This window comes from Spirillospora sp. NPDC000708, assembly GCF_040299565.1.
In the GTDB taxonomy this organism is placed as follows: Bacteria; Actinomycetota; Actinomycetes; order Streptosporangiales; family Streptosporangiaceae; genus Spirillospora.
In genome coordinates this window covers 13,385-30,379 of record NZ_JBEPCJ010000067.1, presented here as the reverse complement: position 1 = coordinate 30,379, position 16,995 = coordinate 13,385, and the positions used below count along the sequence as shown (strand labels likewise).

Here is a 16,995-nt window from a genome sequence, read left to right as displayed (position 1 = left end):
GGCGCGATGGTGACAGGGCATGGGCGGCGGACCCCCGTACGGGTGCGGGCGCGCCGCGGCCCCGGCGACGTCCTCGCCGGCATCGGCGCCCTCGCGGCGCTCGCCGCGCTCCTCGCGGGCGTCCCCTACGCGCTGCTGACGTTCTTCGGGTCGCCGATCCCGTCGCACCTGCCCGCCGCGTCCGACCTCTCGCACCGGATCGGGCCCGGCTCGCTCATCGGCATCCTCGTCGTGCTGGTCTGGCTCGCCTGGATCCAGCTCGCGCTGTGCGTGGTCGTCGAGGTGTACGCGGGGATCCGCGGGGTCGGCGTGCCCGCGCGGGTGCCGCTCGCGGGCGGCACGCAGTCGCTGGTGCACCGGCTCGTCGTCGCCGCGCTGCTGCTGTTCACCGCCACGTCCGTGATCATGCCGGCGCTCTCCGGCGGGCTGTCGCAGCGTCCCGCGCACGCCTCGGCGCAGGAGTACCACCGCGTCCCGGACGCGCCGGACCGTCCCGCCGAGGCGCCGCCCGCGCCCGCCGAGTCCCGCACCGAGACGCTCAGCGAGAAACCGGACACCACCAAGATCTACCGGGTGCACCCGCCGGAGGGCCGGCACCACGAGAGCCTCTGGGAGATCGCCGAGAAGTGCCTCGGCGAAGGGCGCCGCTACAAGGAGATCTACGACCTCAACAAGGGGCACGTGCAGCCGGACGGGACGCGCCTCACGATCGCGAGCCTGATCCGTCCCGGCTGGGTCCTGGAGATGCCGGCGGACGCCAAGCACGCGCACACCGTCCCCGTGAAGGACCTGCACGACTACTACCGGTTCGGGCACGCCGTCCCGGACCGTCCGGAGCATCCGCAGGACCCGGCGCCCTCGACGCCCGCGCCGCAGAAGCCGGCGCCGCAGCCCTCGGCGCCGGCGACTCCGGCACCGCGGCCGTCCCACACCGAGGCGCCGGCGCACACCGCTACACCGCAGCCGCAGAAGCCGGCGCCCGCGCGTCCGCCCGCGCACACGGCCGCCCCCACGCCGTCGCCGCCCCACACCGCGGCGCCGAGCCCGGCCCCCTCCCACACGGCCGCACCGTCTCCGTCCCACACGGCCGCACCGTCTCCGTCCCACACGGCCGCGCCTTCCCCGTCCCACACGGCCGCGCCGTCGCACGGGGCCGAGACCCCGGCGCATCCGCCCGCGCACGGCGGCGGTGCGGGCGGGCCGTCCGGCGAGATGGGCGGCGGCGCCGGCACCGGCGGCGCGAGCCTGCCCGGCCAGAGCCGGACCTCCTACGACGACCCCGGCCCGTCGTTCGAGCTGAAATGGCCGCAGGGCCTCGCCGCCGCGTCGCTGCTGGCCGCCGGCCTGCTCAGCGTGCTCGGCCGGCGCCGCCGGACGCAGATGTGGAACCGCGCGTTCGGCCACATGATCGCCCGGCCGGAGGGCGCGGCGGCGGAGGCGGAGCGCGCGCTGCGGTTCGGCGCCGACGAGGACGGCGCGCGGCTCCTCGACCTCGGCCTGCGGCACCTGTCGAAGTCGATGGCCGCCGGAGGACGCGCCCTCCCCACCGTCTACGGGGTGCACCTCGGCCACGCGCAGAACGGGCAGGGCAGCCTCGACCTGTGGATCGCGCCCGCCGACCGCAACCCGCCCGCGCCCTGGCAGGCGTTCGACGACGGGCAGGTGTGGCGGCTGCGCGCCGACGCGGCGGCCGGGCTGGAGGCCGCCGACCTCGCCGACGTCCTCGCCCCCTACCCGGGCCTGGTCTCCATAGGCACCAACGACAACGGCCGCATCCTCGTCGACCTGGAGGCGGCGCACGGCCTGGTCGCGCTGCGCGGCCCCGACGACGACCGGCGCGCCGCCCTCGCCGCGATCGCGATGGAGCTGGCCACCAACCGCTGGTCCGACCACATGCGGATCACGCTCGTCGGGTTCGGCGCCGAGTTCGGCGAGGGCCTCGCCCGGATCGCCCCGGACCGCGTCCGGTCCGTGCCGAACCTCGCCGACGCGCTGCCCGAACTGGAGGGCCGCACCGAGGAGGTCCGCCAGGCGCTCGCCGCGTCCGGCGTCGACTCCGTCCTCACCGGGCGCTGCCGCGGCGTGTTCGGCGAGGCGTGGATGCCGCACTACCTGATCATGGCGGACCCGCCGGCGGACTGGGAGGCGGACCGGCTCGTCGCCCTCGCCCGCACCGGCACCCGGATGGCCGCCGGCTACCTCGTCCCCGGCGACGTGCCCGGCGCCACCTGGACCTGGGACGTCGACGAGCGCGCCCGGCTGCACGCCGGCGTCCTCGGCTTCGAGGTGGACGCGCAGCTCGTCCGCGACGACCAGTACCGCGCGGTGTTCGACCTGTTCGAGACGGCCGGGCGGACCGACCCGGTGCCGCTGGCGGACCCCGTGGACGCCCCGCAGCCGCCCGACGCGCAGCAGTCGTCGGTCGACGTCCGGCTGCTCGGCCCGATCGAGGTCGAGGCACCGGGGCCGATGGACGAGAGCCGCCGCGAACTCTGCACCGAGGTCCTCGTCTACCTGGCGGCGCACCCGAACGGCGTGCACCCGACCGTGCTGTCCGGCGCGATCTGGCCGCGCGGCGTCACCGCGGGCGTCCGCGACGCGTGCGTGGCCCGCGTGTCCGACTGGCTCGGCCGCGACGCCCGCGGCCGCCCCAACCTGTACTACGACGAGCGCGGCCGGATCAGGCTCGGCTCGGAGGTCCGCGTCGACCTCGCCGTGTTCCGGTGGCTGGTGTGGCGGTCCGCCGCCGAACCCGCCTCCGAGATGGCCTACATGGCGTACGCGCTGGACCTCGTCCGCGGCCCCCTGCTCTCCGGCCGCCCCCGCGGCCGCTACTCCTGGCTCGCCGCGCACGACCTGGAGTACGAGGCGACGGCCCGGGTCGTCGACGTCGCGCACCGGCTCGCCGTCCTGCGGCTGGACGAGGGCGACGCGCGCGGCGCGGTCGCCGCCGCCCGCGCCGGGCTCCGGCTCGCGCCCGACGACGAGGGCCTGTGGCGGGACCTGCTCCGCGCCACCCACGCGACCGGTGACGAGGCGCAGGTCAGGATCGCGGTCGACGAGCTGCGCGGCCGCGTCGGCCGGGACCCGATGATCGACCAGCTGCAGCCGGAGACGGAGGCGCTGGTCGAGGAGCTGATCCCGGAATGGCACCGGGTCGGGTCCTGATCAGCGGTACAGGCCGGTGCCGCCCAGCGAGTACCGGCCCGGCTGCGGGTGCACGGCCAGGGCCGCCGGACGGCTCCGGAGCCGCGCCCGCCGCAGCACCCGGCCCGTCCGCGTCGACACCGCGTAGACGAGCCCTTCCGCGCCGGCCAGCCACAGCGCCCGCCCGTCCGACGACACACCGCCCGGGATCGCGTCCCCGCCTCCTGGCAGCGGCCATCGCGCGGTGACGCGGCGGGTCCGGAAGTCCACGGTGGCGAGCGTCCCGCCGCCCGCGACGAACAGCCGCCGCGCGTCCCGGCTGATCGCGAGGCCCCGCGCGCCCGGCGCCGTCCGGACGAACCCGCGCGGCGCGAACGTCCGCGCGTCCACCGCCCACACCCCGCCGTTCGCCGCGTCCGCGACGAAGAACGTCCCGCCGTCGGGGGACAGCCGCACGTCGCCCGGCCGCGCCCCCGCAGGCAGCCGGACCGCGCCCGCGACCCGCCGCCCCGGCACGTCCACCCGGACCAGCGCCCCCGCCGACGTGCAGCTCATCACCAGGGACGTCCCGGCGAGCGTGAAGTCGCCGTCCGCCGCCGCGCACGGCAGCGGCACCGACGCCCGGGGCCGCATCGTCCGCGGGTCGCGGACCTCGATCCGCCTCGGCCGCCCCGCCGCGACCAGCGCCGTCCGCCCGTCGGGGGTGAAGTACAGCCCCGCCGGGTCGACGGCGGGCACCGGCAGGCCCCGCCGCCCCGTCCGCGCCCACACCGGGACCAGCACGTCGTGCACGGTGTCGGCGATCCACAGCCGCCGCAGGTCCCACGACGGCACCACCCGCGCCGCGGCGCCCCCGGCCCCGGCGCCGACCCGTCCGATCAGCCGCAGCGTCCGCGGGTCGATGACCTCGATGCCGCGCCCGTCCGCGACGTACAGCCGCGCCGGCATGCTCCGCGCGCCCGGAGCGATCATCCCGGGTCCGGTCGCCGCGTACACCCGTCCGCCGGCCGGCACGACCGGCGGGTCCGCGGTCTTGGGCCGCTCCGTGCCCGGCCGCACGTAGGGCGCGGGCCCGCCGAGCCCCACCACGGGATCGTCCGGGCCGCCCTCGCCGGGCCGGTAGAAGCCCACGGGCGGCTCGCACCCCGAGACCAGCGCCATGACCCCGGCCAGCGCGAACGCGCCGAGCAGGCTCCGGCGCCGTCCCGCGGCACAGCCTCTCCCCATCACGGCGGGGACTGTACTCGCCTGCAACTCAACGCGCCCGAATAACTACGAAACGTGTCCATCCTCGTCTCGCGAGAAGGCGAGGCTTGTCGCTCCGGAAGCCGTCTGCTAGTAATGGAGGCAATGGGAACTCTGTGATCACTGCGTTGCAAGCGCGCACCCGGCGTCGAGCCGCGCTCCGCCACGCCCTGCCAACGCATTGATCACTGGAGTTCCTTTTTGCGTACCGCGCAATCCCGCCTCGTCCTGTCCGGCGTCACCAAGCGCTACGACGACCACGTCGTCCTCGATCGGGTGTCGCTGTCGATCCGCCCCGGCGACAAGGTCGGGGTGATCGGCGAGAACGGCTCGGGGAAGTCGACGCTTCTGCGCCTCATCGCCGGCGTCGAGGCCCCCGACAACGGCACCGTGGAGGTCGCCGCGCCCGGCGGCATCGGCCACCTGCCGCAGACCCTCGACCTCCCGCCGTCCGCGACCGTGCAGGACGCGATCGACCTCGCGCTCGCCGACCTGCGCGACCTCCGGGACCGGATGACCCGCGCCGAGGCCGGACTCGGCACCGCCACACCCGCCGAACTCGCCGCGTACGGCGACCTCGTCGAACGGTTCGAGGCGCGCGGCGGCTACGAGGCCGACGCCCGCGTCGAGATCGCCCGCAAGGCCCTCGGCGTGTCCGGCTTCGCCCGCGAGCGGGCGCTCGGCACTCTGTCCGGCGGCGAGCGGTCGAGGCTGATGCTCGCCGCGACGCTCGCCGCGTCACCCGAACTGCTCCTGCTGGACGAGCCCACCAACGACCTCGACGACGACGCCGCGCAGTGGCTGGAGGAACGGCTGCGCACCCATCGCGGGTCCGTCGTCGCCGTCACCCACGACCGCGCGTTCCTCGACCGCGTCACCGCCACCGTCATCGAGGTCGACCACGACCAGCGGACCGTCCGGCGCTACGGCAACGGCTACACCGGCTATCTCGCCGCGAAGGCCGCCGCCCGGGAGCGCCACCGGCACGAGTACGAGACGTGGCGGGAGGAGGTGCGGCGGCACGAGGCGCTCGCCGACGGCAACATCGACCGGCTCTCGGCGATCCCGCGCAAGGGCCCGTGGGCGTTCAGCGGCGCGGGCGCGTTCCGCGCGCGGTCCCGCTCGCACGGCGCGATGTCCCGGATCCGCAGCGCGCGGCAGCGGCTCCGGGAACTGCGGGACGGCCCGGTCCCGCCGCCGCCCGAGCCGCTGCGGTTCGCGGCCCGCCCGTCCACCGCCGGCGCGCCGCCGGACGGCCCGGCGGTCGAACTCGAGGAGGTCCGGATCCCCGGCCGCCTGGAGATCGGGTCGCTGCGCGTCCGGCCGGGCGAGCGGGTCCTGATCACCGGCCCGAACGGCGCCGGGAAGACGACGCTGATGCGGGTGCTGGCCGGTGAGCTGGCCCCGGCGGAGGGCCGCGTCCGCCGTCCGGCGAACGTCGGCCACCTCCGCCAGGACGGCGGCCCGTCCCACCGCGACGGCCGGACGCTGCTGCGCGCGTTCGGCGAGGGCCGGGCCGGCGAGCCCGAGGAGCACGCCGCCGAGCTGCTCGCCATGGGCCTGTTCACGGCCGCCGACCTGGGCAAGAGCGTCCGGTCCCTGTCGGCGGGGCAGCGCCGCAGGCTGGAGCTGGCCCGCCTCGTCTCCGGCCGCGCGGACCTCGTCCTGCTGGACGAACCCACCAACCACCTGTCGCCGCTGCTGGTCGACGAGCTGGAGGAGGCCCTCGACGGCTACCAGGGGGCGCTCGTCATCGTCACGCACGACCGCCGCATGCGCGCGTCCTTCACGGGCCGCCGCCTGGAACTCCGGGACGGCCGGGTGACCGACGAGCAGGCCGCCTGACCGGCGGCGGAGGTCAGTCGGATTTGCCGAAGCCGATGCCGAACTCCCGGTAGACGCGCTCCCAGAAGCCGTCGCGGAGCCAGGTCCGGGCCTCCTGGTAGGGGCGCAGGGAGCCGCCGAGCTCCTTCTCGGCCTCGATCAGCAGCTCCTTGTCGATGACGGGCGGCAGGATCGGGCCGGGGAGCAGATCGCGGATGTTGTCGCGGCCCCGCTCGAAGATCCACTTCTGGGCGACGTGCTCGCCGATCTCCAGCATGTGGTCGCGGTCCGGGCCGAGGCGGCCGTCGGACTGGGCGGCGGACGCCGCGTTCATCGAGGCCGCCACGGTCGCCGGGGTCACCGGGGTGCCGCCCGGGACGGGCACGGCGGTGCGGACGGCCGCGGCGGGCGCGGGCTTGACCGCCGGGGGGCGCCCGGCGAACACCTGGGACGGGGACGGGACGGGCGACGTGCGCTGCGCGGCGGCGGCCGCGTCGCGGACGGCGGCGGCGGTGCCGGGCGCGGGCACCGGCAGCACCTTGGCCTTGGTGAAGTAGGGGCGCAGGAAGTCGGCGGACAGCACCTCGACCCGGTCGGACTCCCACACCAGCCATTCGGCCTGGTTGGAGCCGTGCGTCGGCTCCACGCCCCACAGGTGCACGCGGACGCCGTAGCGCTGCGCGGCCTCCACGGCGGGCAGCATGTCCTCGTCGCCGGCCAGCAGCACCGCGTCGGTGATCGCGCGGTGCCGGGCGAGGGCCTCCAGGTCGGCGCGGAGCTGCGCGTCCACGCCCTTCTGCTGGCCCTGCGCGTTCAGGTTGCCGAGCCGCAGCTTCACCAGCGGCAGGTTCGCGATGACCCGCTGGTCGACGGTGGGCTGCTTCTTCGGCGCGGCGTCGAACCAGTAGACGCGCAGCAGCTCGCCCAGCAACTGGTCGTCCGCGTGGCTGGTCAGTGCCTTGATCAGCTGCTCCGCGGCGACCCGGTACTCGCGCCGCGAGCCGCAGCCGAGCAGCAGAGCCCCGGAGGCCGCGTAAAGGTACCCCGCGTCGACGAAGATGGCGTATCGCGCGGGCTGTGGGACGAACTCCGAGGTGGCCATGGCCTTCCACCTTATTCGTGCGGAGACCCCCGCTGGGCGCGAACCACGGTTACGTGTCGCCCGATCCCATTCCCCGTCCGGGGATCAACACACCCCATAGGACGGGAGATCGGACGCATCCCGGGCGCGTCGCGCGGGCCCGCGCGGTGGCCGCCGACGCGGGCCGCGCGGCGTCTCGCGGGCGTGGGTCAGCGGGGCAGGCCGCTGGCCCGCCACGCACCGGGCCCGCGGGGCCGCAGCCCGCCGGCCGCGGTGGCGCGGACGAGCCGGGTCCGGTCGGCCCAGCGGGACGTCCGGGGCTCTCCGCCGTCGCGGGCCGCGGCGGCGGCGCGGGCGCGCGCGGTCAGCACGGCGACCAGCGCGGCGACCTCCTCGGGGGACGGGTCGCCCCGCACCACCTGCAGGAACGGCTTGTCTTCAGCGGTCACGGGTTCTCCTCGGCGGCCCCGGGGCCGGACGCGGCGGGCGGTCCGACCCCGGAACGGGCGTCCGTCTCGGTGCTCTAGAGCGGGATGTTGCCGTGCTTCTTCGGCGGCAGCGTCTTGCGCTTCTCGCGTAGCGCGCGCAGCGCCTTGACGACCTGGCCGCGGGTCTCCGACGGCTTGATCACCGCGTCGACGTAGCCGCGGTCGGCGGCGACGTACGGGTTGGCGAGGGTGTCCTCGTACTCGGTGATCAGCTCGGCGCGGCGGGTGTCGGGGTCGTCCGCGGCGGCCAGCTCGCGCCGGTACAGGATGTTGACCGCGCCCTGCGCGCCCATGACGGCGATCTGCGCGGTCGGCCACGCCAGGTTGATGTCGGCGCCGAGGTGCTTGGAGCCCATGACGTCGTACGCGCCGCCGTACGCCTTCCGGGTGATCACGGTGACGAGCGGGACGGTCGCCTCGGCGTAGGCGTACAGCAGCTTGGCGCCGCGCCGGATGATCCCGTTCCACTCCTGGTCGGTGCCGGGCAGGAAGCCGGGGACGTCCACGAAGGTCAGCACGGGGATGTTGAAGGCGTCGCAGGTCCGGACGAACCGGGCGGCCTTCTCGGAGGCGTCGATGTCGAGCGTCCCGGCGAACTGCATCGGCTGGTTCGCGACGATGCCGACGGAGTGGCCCTCGACGCGCCCGAACCCGCAGATGATGTTCGGCGCGAACAGCTCCTGGACCTCCAGGAACTCGCCGTCGTCGACCACGTGCTCGATCGCGGTGTGCATGTCGTACGGCTGGTTCGGCGAGTCCGGGATGAGGGTGTCGAGGTCCTCGACCGGCTCGGACGGGTCGACCGGCACGTCGAAGGCGGGCGCGTCGGAGAGGTTGTTGGACGGCAGGTACGACAGCAGCGCCTTGACGTACTCGATCGCGTCCTCCTCGTCGGAGCCCTGGTAGTGGGCCACGCCCGACTTGGAGTTGTGCGAGTGCGCCCCGCCGAGCTCCTCCATGGTCACCTCTTCGCCGGTGACCGTCTTGATGACGTCCGGGCCGGTGATGAACATGTGCGAGGTCTGGTCGGCCATGACGATGAAGTCGGTGATCGCGGGGGAGTACACCGCGCCGCCCGCGCACGGCCCGAGGACCAGCGAGATCTGCGGGATGACGCCGGAGGCGTGCACGTTCCGCTTGAAGATCTCCGCGTACAGGCCGAGCGCGACCACGCCCTCCTGGATCCGCGCGCCGCCGGAGTCGTTGATCCCGACCACCGGGCAGCCCGTCTTCAGCGCGTGGTCCATGACCTTGACGATCTTCTCGCCGAACACCTCGCCGAGGGACCCGCCGGAGACGGTGAAGTCCTGGCTGAAGACCGCGACCGGCCGGCCGTCGACCGTGCCGTACCCGGTGACGACGCCGTCGCCGTAGGGGCGGTTCTTCTCCATCCCGAAGTTGGTGGACCGGTGCCGCGCCATCTCGTCGAACTCGACGAACGAGCCGGGGTCGAGCAGCGCGTCGATCCGCTCCCGGGCCGTCATCTTGCCCTTGGCGTGCTGCTTCTCGACGGCGCGCGCCGAGCCCGCGTGCACCGCCTCGTAGCGGCGTCGTTCCAGGTCCGCGATCTTTCCCGCCGTCGTGTGGATGTCGTACTCGACCGCGGGTTCAGGGGCTTCCATCGCCATGCGGGCCAGGGTAACCGCACGCTGACCCCGGACCTGCGGGCGGGGCCCGCTGACCGGGATGAACTCCGCCTTACCGGGGCTCGTTACGCTGGGCGCGTGGCTACGAAGACGCGAGACACCCTGCGGCAGGACATGCCGGAACCGCTGCGCCGTGACGTCCGCCTCCTCGGGGCGATGCTGGGCGACGGGCTGGTGGAGTACGGGGGGCGAGAGCTGCTGGACGACGTCGAGCGGCTGCGCCACGCGGTGATCGCCGCCCGCCGGGGCGAGACGTCCGCCGACGAGGTCGCGGCGATCGTCGACGGCTGGACGCTGGAGCGCGCCGAGCAGGTCGCGCGCGCGTTCACCGTGTACTTCCACCTGACGAACCTCGCCGAGGAGCACCACCGGATCCGGACGCTCCGCGAGCGCGACACCGGCGGGAGCGTGCCGGGCTCGGTGGCCGCGGCCGTCGAGGAGATCCGCGCCGCCGGCGGCGACCGGCTCGCCGAGATGATCGACGGCCTGGAGTTCCGGCCCGTCTTCACCGCGCACCCGACCGAGGCCCGCCGCCGCGCCGTCGTCACCGCGATCCAGCGGATCAGCGACCTGCTGACGGCGCTGAACGCCGGGCAGGGCGCGAGCGAGCGGGAGGAGACCGAGCGGCGGCTCCGCGAGGAGATCGACGTGCTCTGGCGGACGGCGCTGCGCCGCGGCACCCAGATGGACCCGCTCGACGAGGTCCGCACCGCGATGGCCGCGTTCGACGAGACGATCTTCCGGGTCGTGCCGCACGTCTACCGCGCCCTCGACCGCGCCCTCGACGGGGAGGACACCGGCACCCGCCCGCCGAAGGCCCGCCCGTACCTGCGGTTCGGCAGCTGGATCGGCGGCGACCGGGACGGCAACCCCTACGTCACCGCGCAGGTCACCCGCGACGCGGTCATGATCCAGGCGGACCACGTGCTGCGCGCGCTGGAGACCGCGTGCGCGCGGGTCGGCCGCGAGCTGACCGTCCACGAGTCCACGACGCCCGCCTCGGCGGAGCTGCGGGACGCGCTCGCCGCCGCCCGCACCGCGCACCCGTCCCGGCTCGCCGAGGGCACCAAGCGGTCGCCGGGCGAGCCGCACCGCCAGTTCCTGCTGTACGCGGCGGCGCGGATCGCCGCGACCCGCGAACGGGACGCCGACCTCGCCTACGCGTCCCCGGAGGAGCTGCTCGCCGACCTGCGGACCGTCCAGGAGTCCCTGGCCGCCGCCGGCGCCGTCCGGCAGGCGTACGGGCGCGTCCAGCAGCTGGTCTGGCAGGTCGAGACGTTCGGCTTCCACCTCGCCGAGCTGGAGATCCGCCAGCACTCCGAGCTGCACGAGAAGGCCCTGGCCGAGGTCCGCGCGGGCGGCGACGGCGCTACCCGAGGGGGGACGACCCCCCACACCCCCCGGCAACAGCTCAGTGAGATGACCGAGGAGATCCTCGAGACCCTCCGCGTCGTCGCGTGGATCCAGAAGCGCTTCGGCGTCCGCGCCTGCCACCGCTACATCGTGTCGTTCACCCGGTCCGCGCAGGACATGGCGAACGTCCACGAGCTGGCCGCGTCCCTCGGCGAGGGCGCGCCCGTCCTCGACGTGATCCCGCTGTTCGAGACCGGCGAGGACCTGGAGCGCGCCCCGTCCGTGCTGGAGGGGATGCTGGAGATCCCGGCCGTCCGGCGCCGGCTGGACGACACCGGCCGCCGCATGGAGGTCATGCTCGGCTACTCCGACTCCGCGAAGCAGCTCGGCCCGGCCAGCGCCACCCTGCGGCTGTACGACACGCAGGAGGCGCTCGCCGCGTGGGCGGCCCGCAACGACATCACGCTGACGCTGTTCCACGGCCGCGGCGGGTCCCTCGGCCGCGGCGGCGGCCCCGCCAACCGGGCGATCCTCGCGCAGGCCCCCGGGTCCGTCGCGGGCCGCTTCAAGGTCACCGAGCAGGGCGAGGTGATCTTCGCCCGGTACGGCCGGACGGAGATCGCCGAGCGGCACGTCGAGCAGGTCACCAGCGCCGTCCTGCTGGCCTCGACCGACGCCGTCCAGGACCGCGCCCGGGAGGCCGCCGCCCGGTTCCGCCCGCTCGCCGACAAGATCGGCGAGGCGGCCAAGGACGCGTTCCGGGCGCTGATCGAGACCGACGGCTTCGCCGCCTGGTTCGCCCGCGTCAGCCCCCTGGAGGAGATCGCCGAGCTGCGGATCGGGTCCCGCCCGGCCCGCCGCAAGGCCGCCCGCGGCCTGGAGGACCTGCGCGCCATCCCCTGGGTGTTCGCGTGGACGCAGACCCGCGTCAACCTGCCCGGCTGGTACGGCCTCGGCAGCGGCCTCGCCGCCGTCTCCGACGACGGCCGCGACCTCGTCGGGCTCCGCGAGGCCTACGAGGCGTGGCCGCTGTTCAACACGCTGCTCGACAACGCCGAGATGAGCCTCGCCAAGTCCGACCGGGCGATCGCGGAGCGCTACCTCGCGCTCGGCGGGCGCCCCGAGCTGTCCGAGACCGTCCTCGCCGAGTACGACCGCACCCGGCGGCTCGTCCTCGCGGTCACCGGCCACGAGCGGCTGCTGGAGAACCGCCGCGTGCTGTCCCGCGCCGTCGAGCTGCGCAACCCGTACGTGGACGCGCTCTCGCACCTCCAGCTGCGCGCCCTCACCGCGCTGCGCGCCGGGGACGTCACCGACGAGGAGGAGCGCAGCCACCTCGAAGCGCTGCTGCTCCTGTCGGTGAACGGGGTCGCCGCCGGACTGCAGAACACCGGCTGATGGCGGAGGTCAGGCCCGCGGCCGCCGCCGACCGGCCGCGCGTGGAGGAGATCGTCCAGGCCGCCTACGCGCCGTGGGCGGAGATCATCGGCACCCGCCCCATGCCCATGGACGACGACTACGCCGCGCTGATCGGGGCCGGGCACGTGTTCGTGACCGGCCCCGGGCCGGACGGCCTGATCGTCCTCATTCCCGAGGACGGCGTCCTCCTCGTCGACAACGTGGCCGTGCACCCGGAGCTGCACGGCACGGGCATCGGCGGGCGGCTGCTCGCGTTCGCCGAGGCCCGCGCCCGCGCCCTCGGCCTGACCCGGCTCCGCCTGATCACCAATGAGCGGATGACCGGCAACATCGACCGCTACCAGCGGCTCGGTTACCGGGAGACCGGCCGCGAGGTGCTCAAGGGCCGCAACGTCGTCCACATGGCCAAGCCGCTGGCGTGAGGAATCGCGCCGGGCGCGGCCGGCGTTGAAGGCGGTGTGACCACAGCGGAGGAACGCCTTATCACCGACCGCGCGGGCACGCTGGAGCTTCTGGCGTCGCTGCGCCGCGACTGGGACGGCGTCGTCGAGGCGTCGGCGCAGAGCAACGCGGACGACGAGCACGACCCGGAAGGCGCCACGATCGCCTTCGAACGCGCCCGGATCGAGGCGTCGCTGAGCCGGGCCGAGGCCCGGCTGGCCGAGATCGACGGCGCGCTGCGCCGGCTCGCCGAGGGCGCCTACGGGATCTGCGAACGCTGCGGCGGCCCGATCGCGCCGGAGCGTCTGGAGGCCCGCCCCATGGCCCGCACCTGCGTCGCCTGCGCCTGACACCCCCGTCGAGCGGAGGGGGCTAGCTCGGCCATTCGGGCTTGCGCTTGTCGTTGAAGGCGGCGATGCCCTCGCGGCGGTCGGCGGAGAACGCGACGGTCCGCCAGGCGTTGTCCTCCAGGTCCAGGCCCGCCTCCAGGGAGACGCCGGCGCCGAGGCGCAGCGCCCGCTTGGCGGCCCGGACGGCGGTCGGGGAGTTCCGCGCGATCACCTGGGCGATGCCGAGGGCCTCCTCGCGGGCGGTCCCGGCGGGCACCTTCCGGTCGGCGAGGCCGTACTCCAGGGCCTCCTCGATGCCGAGGCGGCGCCCGGTGAACACCAGGTCGGCGGCCTTGCCGGGGCCGAGCTTGCGCAGCGCCAGCTGCGTACCGCCGCCGCCGGGGACGAGCCCGACGCTCACCTCAGGGAGCCCGAACACGGCCGACTCGTCCGCCACGATCATGTCGGCGGACAGCGCGAACTCGCAGCCGCCGCCCAGCGCGTACCCGTGCACCGCCGCGATCACCGGCTGCGGGAGGTTCAGGACGCCGCCGAACGCGGCCCGGAACACCGGCCGCTGCGCGAGGATCTCCTCGTCGCTCATCGAGTTGCGTTCCTTCAGGTCCGCGCCGACGCAGAACGCCTTCTCGCCCGCCGCGCTCAGCACCACCGCCCGGACGGACGCGTCGTCGGCGACCTCGCGGCACACCGCGGCCAGCCGCCGCGCCATCGACGTCGACAGGGCGTTGAGGGCCTCGGGCCGGTCCAGCACGATCTCCGCGACGTGCCCGTCGCGCCGCAGCGTCACACCATCCATGCGGCGAACCCTAACGGCCGCCCCGGCGCCGGCTCGCGGCGAGGTTCGGTGGCGGGCGGGAGAGGGCCGGGGCCGGTGAGGTTGGATGGACGGGTGAGCGAATCACCGTATGGGGACCTTGACCGGCCGCCGCTGCACGAGGCGGCGCTGCGGAGCGCGCTCGTCCAGGAGGGCGGGCTGTGGCGGGAGGTGCGCGTCGTGCCGGAGACGGGGTCGACCAACGCCGACCTCGCGGCCCGGGCCAGGGAGGGGGCGCCCGAGGGGACGGTGCTGGTCACCGAGCTGCAGACGGCCGGGCGCGGGCGGCTCGGCCGGTCGTGGACGGCGCCGCCGCGCTCGGGGCTGATGTTCTCGATGCTGCTGCGGCCGGCGGTGCCGGTGCCGCTGCTCGGCTGGCTGCCGCTGCTGACCGGCGTCGCGGTCGCCACCGCGATCCGCCGGATGACCGCGTTCGCCGAGTCCGGGGAGCGGTTCTTCGGCGGCGCCGGCGGCGACGTCGCCGTGGACGCCCGGCTGAAGTGGCCGAACGACCTGCTGGTCGGGGACCGCAAGCTCGCCGGGATCCTCGCCGAGAAGGTCGACGACGCGCTGATCGTGGGCGTCGGCCTGAACGTCGGGCTGCGCGCCGAGGAGCTGCCGGTGCCGACCGCGACGTCGCTGGCGATCGAGGGCGCGCCGCTCACCGACCGGGCGCCGCTGCTGCGCGCGATCCTGCGCGAGATGCGGACCTGGTACGGCGAGTGGACGATGCTCGGCGGCGACCCGGAGTCCAGCGGGCTCCGCACCGCCTACAAGGAGCTCTGCACGACCCTCGGCCGCCGCGTCCGGGTGGAGTTGCCGGCGGACGAGACGCTGGAGGGCACGGCGCGGGACGTGGACGGGTCGGGCCGCCTCGTGGTCGAGGGGCCGGGCGGCGACGTCGCCGTGAGCGCGGGCGACGTGGTCCACGTCCGTTGAGGGACTGGACCTTGGGGACGGAACCTTGTCGCTTTGCGGCGGTATGGGGGATGGTGCACGTGGGGTGACCAGTGCAGGTGGGTGCGCTGTGTCACGTCGGATCTGCAACGATATGGGGTGTACCGATCCACGACGCCGGCGGCGGGGGCTCCGCGCGACGGCGGACTGAGGGGCGGATGATGGCGCGCGGACTGCCGGATCCCAAGGAGATCGAGGAGCTGCTCCTCGGCGGCGAGCTCCGCTACACGCGCGTCGACGCCGTCCGGCTGTCGGGGGTGTCGCGGGACTTCACCGGACGGGTGTGGCGCGCGTTCGGCTACCCGTCGATGCCGGACGACGCGGTCGCCTACACCGAGGGCGACGTGGCGGCGCTGTGCCGCCTCCGCCGCCTCATGGAGGAGGGCGTGCTCGACGAGGACGGGGTGATCCGCCTCATCCGCGCGTTCGGGCAGACCATGACGCGGCTGGCGGAGTGGCAGGTCAACCTCATGCGGGAGATGGTCGCCCCGGACCCGAACGGCGTGCCGTCCGCGGAGGCGGTCGGGACGATCGTGGAGATCGCCGACAAGCACATCGGGGAGTTCGAGCCGCTGGTGGTGCACGCGTGGCGGCGGCAGCTCGCCGCGGCGGGGACGCGGGCGATCGCGGCGGCGGCGACCCGGGACGACGGGGAGCCCGCGGGGCGGCCGCCGACCACCGTCGGGTTCGCGGACATGGTGTCGTTCACGCAGGTCAGCCGGGAGCTGGAGGAGATCGAGCTGGCCCGGGTGGTGGAGTGGTTCGAGGAGACCGCCGCCGACATCATCGCCGCGTGCGGGGGGCGGCTGGTGAAGACGCTGGGCGACGAGGTGCTGTTCAGCGCGGAGTCGCCGACGATCGGCGCGGAGATCGCGCTGACGATCGCGGCGGCGATCCAGGACGAGACCGAGGTGCCGGACGTGCGGGTCGGCGTCGCGCACGGCCCGGTGCTGCCGCTGATGGGGGACGTGTTCGGCACCACGGTGAACCTGGCGGCGCGGCTGACGGCGCTGGCCCGGCCGGGCTCGGTGGTGATCGACAGCGAGCTGGCGGCGCGGCTGGAGAAGGAGCCGGCGTACCGGATCACGCGGATCGTCCGGCGGCCCGTCCAGGGGCTCGGGATCGTGCAGCCGTTCGTGCTGCGGCGCGCGCCGGAGCCCCAGGACGGGCCGCCGGACGGCGGCGGCCGGTAGGGCGCGTCAGACCGGCTTGCTGATCTCCTCGCCGGGCGAGTCGGTGAGGCGCTGCAGGTAGTTCTGCTCGCCGAGGGCCTGGACGAGGCTGAGCTCGGTCTCCAGGTAGTCGATGTGGTACTCCTCGTCGGCGAGGATGTCCTCGAAGATCCGCGCGGACGTGACGTCGCCGCGCGAGCGCATCAGCTCGATGCCGGGGCGCAGCCGGGCGACCGCCTCCATCTCGATCTCCAGGTCCGCCTTGAGCTGCTCGACGACGGTCTGGCCGATCCGCAGGGTGCCGAGCTTCTGGTAGTTCGGCAGGCCCTCGAGGAACAGGATCCGGTCGGTGAGCCGCTCCGCGTGCCGCATCTCGTCGATCGACTCTTCGCGGGTGTGCTTCGCGATGCGCGTGAAGCCCCAGTTCTCCTGCATCTTGGAGTGCAGGAAGTACTGGTTGATCGCCGTCAGTTCCGCGGTGAGCTGGTCGTTCAGCAGCGCGATGATGTCCTTGTCGCCTTCCATGGGACCTCATGCTCGCACAGGGGGCGGCGGTGATCCCCGCAGCGGCGCGTCTCGCGGCGCGGGCCGGCGGGCCGTGCGGAAGGCGCCGCGGCGGCTCAGGCGGCGGCTTCGGCTCCGGCGACGGCCCCCGGCGGGACGAGCCGGTCCGCGGCGGCGGGCTCGGAGGGGCGGGAGAGGGTGCCGGACGGCGCCGCACCGGCGTCCGCGACAGCCGAGGCGGCCGGGGCGGCGTCGGGGACGGCGGCGAGCGGCGTCGGGCCGCCGGTCAGGGCGTCGGCGAGCTCCCCTGCGGTGCGGTACTCGCTGACCATGGCGTGCAGCCGCTTGGTGCAGGAGCCGCAGCCGGGCTTGAAGCCGCAGGCCGCCTTGACCTCCTTGGCGGTGCCGCAGCCGCCGCCGGCCAGGCAGCCGTGGACGTCGTCCTCCGTGATCGCGTTGCAGATGCAGACGTACATCCGGTTGGGGGACCTTCCCTGCGACTAGCCGGTACGAAAGCGCCTGACCTGGACCCTTAGGGCACCCTTATGAAGGTT

Annotated in this window: 14 protein-coding genes; 7 read left to right on the top strand and 7 right to left on the bottom strand. The window is 74.8% G+C overall.

The features are described from left to right. Positions 1 to 6: 6 nt before the first annotated feature. Positions 7 to 3,168 (top strand): BTAD domain-containing putative transcriptional regulator, encoded by a 3,162-nt coding sequence (locus tag ABT299_RS36050; RefSeq protein WP_500253460.1) that lies wholly within the window; start codon positions 7 to 9, stop codon positions 3,166 to 3,168. Here ABT299_RS36050 and ABT299_RS36045 read toward each other — a convergent pair whose 3' ends face one another. Further along, positions 3,169 to 4,374 carry a YncE family protein gene (locus ABT299_RS36045; RefSeq protein WP_500253459.1) on the bottom strand — a complete coding sequence of 402 codons (1,206 nt, stop codon included), beginning with the start codon at positions 4,372 to 4,374 and terminating at the stop codon, positions 3,169 to 3,171. A 219-nt stretch (positions 4,375 to 4,593) separates the two neighbouring features. On the opposite strand from ABT299_RS36045, the gene abc-f reads away from it, so the two are divergent. After that, complete coding sequence (gene abc-f / locus ABT299_RS36040; protein WP_387021538.1) at positions 4,594 to 6,237, top strand: ribosomal protection-like ABC-F family protein; 1,644 nt, start codon at positions 4,594 to 4,596, stop codon at positions 6,235 to 6,237. Positions 6,238 to 6,250: 13 nt separating this feature from the next. Here abc-f and ABT299_RS36035 read toward each other — a convergent pair whose 3' ends face one another. From ABT299_RS36035 to ABT299_RS36025, 3 genes are all read right to left on the bottom strand, one after another. Next, on the bottom strand, positions 6,251 to 7,318 hold the full coding sequence (locus tag ABT299_RS36035) for an NYN domain-containing protein (protein ID WP_500253458.1): 1,068 nt from the start codon (positions 7,316 to 7,318) through the stop codon (positions 6,251 to 6,253). A 188-nt stretch (positions 7,319 to 7,506) separates the two neighbouring features. Then, positions 7,507 to 7,746 carry an acyl-CoA carboxylase subunit epsilon gene (locus tag ABT299_RS36030; protein WP_387021534.1) on the bottom strand — a complete coding sequence of 80 codons (240 nt, stop codon included), beginning with the start codon at positions 7,744 to 7,746 and terminating at the stop codon, positions 7,507 to 7,509. Between the two features lie 74 nt (positions 7,747 to 7,820). Continuing rightward, positions 7,821 to 9,413 (bottom strand): acyl-CoA carboxylase subunit beta, encoded by a 1,593-nt coding sequence (locus ABT299_RS36025; protein WP_206700316.1) that lies wholly within the window; start codon positions 9,411 to 9,413, stop codon positions 7,821 to 7,823. Positions 9,414 to 9,545: 132 nt separating this feature from the next. On the opposite strand from ABT299_RS36025, the gene ABT299_RS36020 reads away from it, so the two are divergent. From ABT299_RS36020 to ABT299_RS36010, 3 genes are read left to right on the top strand one after another with little or no spacing between them, the layout of a single operon-like run. Continuing rightward, positions 9,546 to 12,182, top strand: coding sequence for a phosphoenolpyruvate carboxylase (locus ABT299_RS36020; protein WP_500253476.1), 2,637 nt, complete (start codon positions 9,546 to 9,548; stop codon positions 12,180 to 12,182). Next, positions 12,182 to 12,625 (top strand): GNAT family N-acetyltransferase, encoded by a 444-nt coding sequence (locus ABT299_RS36015; protein WP_500253457.1) that lies wholly within the window; start codon positions 12,182 to 12,184, stop codon positions 12,623 to 12,625. The genes ABT299_RS36020 and ABT299_RS36015 overlap by 1 nt, the downstream gene beginning before the upstream one ends. 36 nt (positions 12,626 to 12,661) lie before the next feature. Further along, positions 12,662 to 12,994 carry a TraR/DksA family transcriptional regulator gene (locus ABT299_RS36010; protein WP_500253456.1) on the top strand — a complete coding sequence of 111 codons (333 nt, stop codon included), beginning with the start codon at positions 12,662 to 12,664 and terminating at the stop codon, positions 12,992 to 12,994. Between the two features lie 22 nt (positions 12,995 to 13,016). Here ABT299_RS36010 and ABT299_RS36005 read toward each other — a convergent pair whose 3' ends face one another. Next, the gene (locus tag ABT299_RS36005; RefSeq protein ID WP_190867062.1) at positions 13,017 to 13,790 is read right to left on the bottom strand and encodes an enoyl-CoA hydratase/isomerase family protein; all 774 of its coding nucleotides are present in this window, start codon (positions 13,788 to 13,790) and stop codon (positions 13,017 to 13,019) included. A gap of 93 nt (positions 13,791 to 13,883) precedes the next feature. On the opposite strand from ABT299_RS36005, the gene ABT299_RS36000 reads away from it, so the two are divergent. Together ABT299_RS36000 and ABT299_RS35995 are read left to right on the top strand one after the other, a co-directional pair. Continuing rightward, positions 13,884 to 14,747 carry a biotin--[acetyl-CoA-carboxylase] ligase gene (locus ABT299_RS36000; RefSeq protein WP_433141692.1) on the top strand — a complete coding sequence of 288 codons (864 nt, stop codon included), beginning with the start codon at positions 13,884 to 13,886 and terminating at the stop codon, positions 14,745 to 14,747. 179 nt (positions 14,748 to 14,926) lie between these two features. Continuing rightward, positions 14,927 to 15,958, top strand: coding sequence for an adenylate/guanylate cyclase domain-containing protein (locus tag ABT299_RS35995; RefSeq protein WP_387022224.1), 1,032 nt, complete (start codon positions 14,927 to 14,929; stop codon positions 15,956 to 15,958). A 6-nt stretch (positions 15,959 to 15,964) separates the two neighbouring features. On the opposite strand, the gene bfr is transcribed toward ABT299_RS35995, so the two are convergent. Continuing rightward, positions 15,965 to 16,462, bottom strand: a complete 498-nt coding sequence (bfr, locus tag ABT299_RS35990) for a bacterioferritin (RefSeq protein WP_190867055.1) — start codon at positions 16,460 to 16,462, stop codon at positions 15,965 to 15,967. Positions 16,463 to 16,557: 95 nt separating this feature from the next. Continuing rightward, positions 16,558 to 16,917, bottom strand: a complete 360-nt coding sequence (locus tag ABT299_RS35985; protein WP_500253455.1) for a (2Fe-2S)-binding protein — start codon at positions 16,915 to 16,917, stop codon at positions 16,558 to 16,560. Between the last annotated feature and the right edge of the window lie 78 nt (positions 16,918 to 16,995).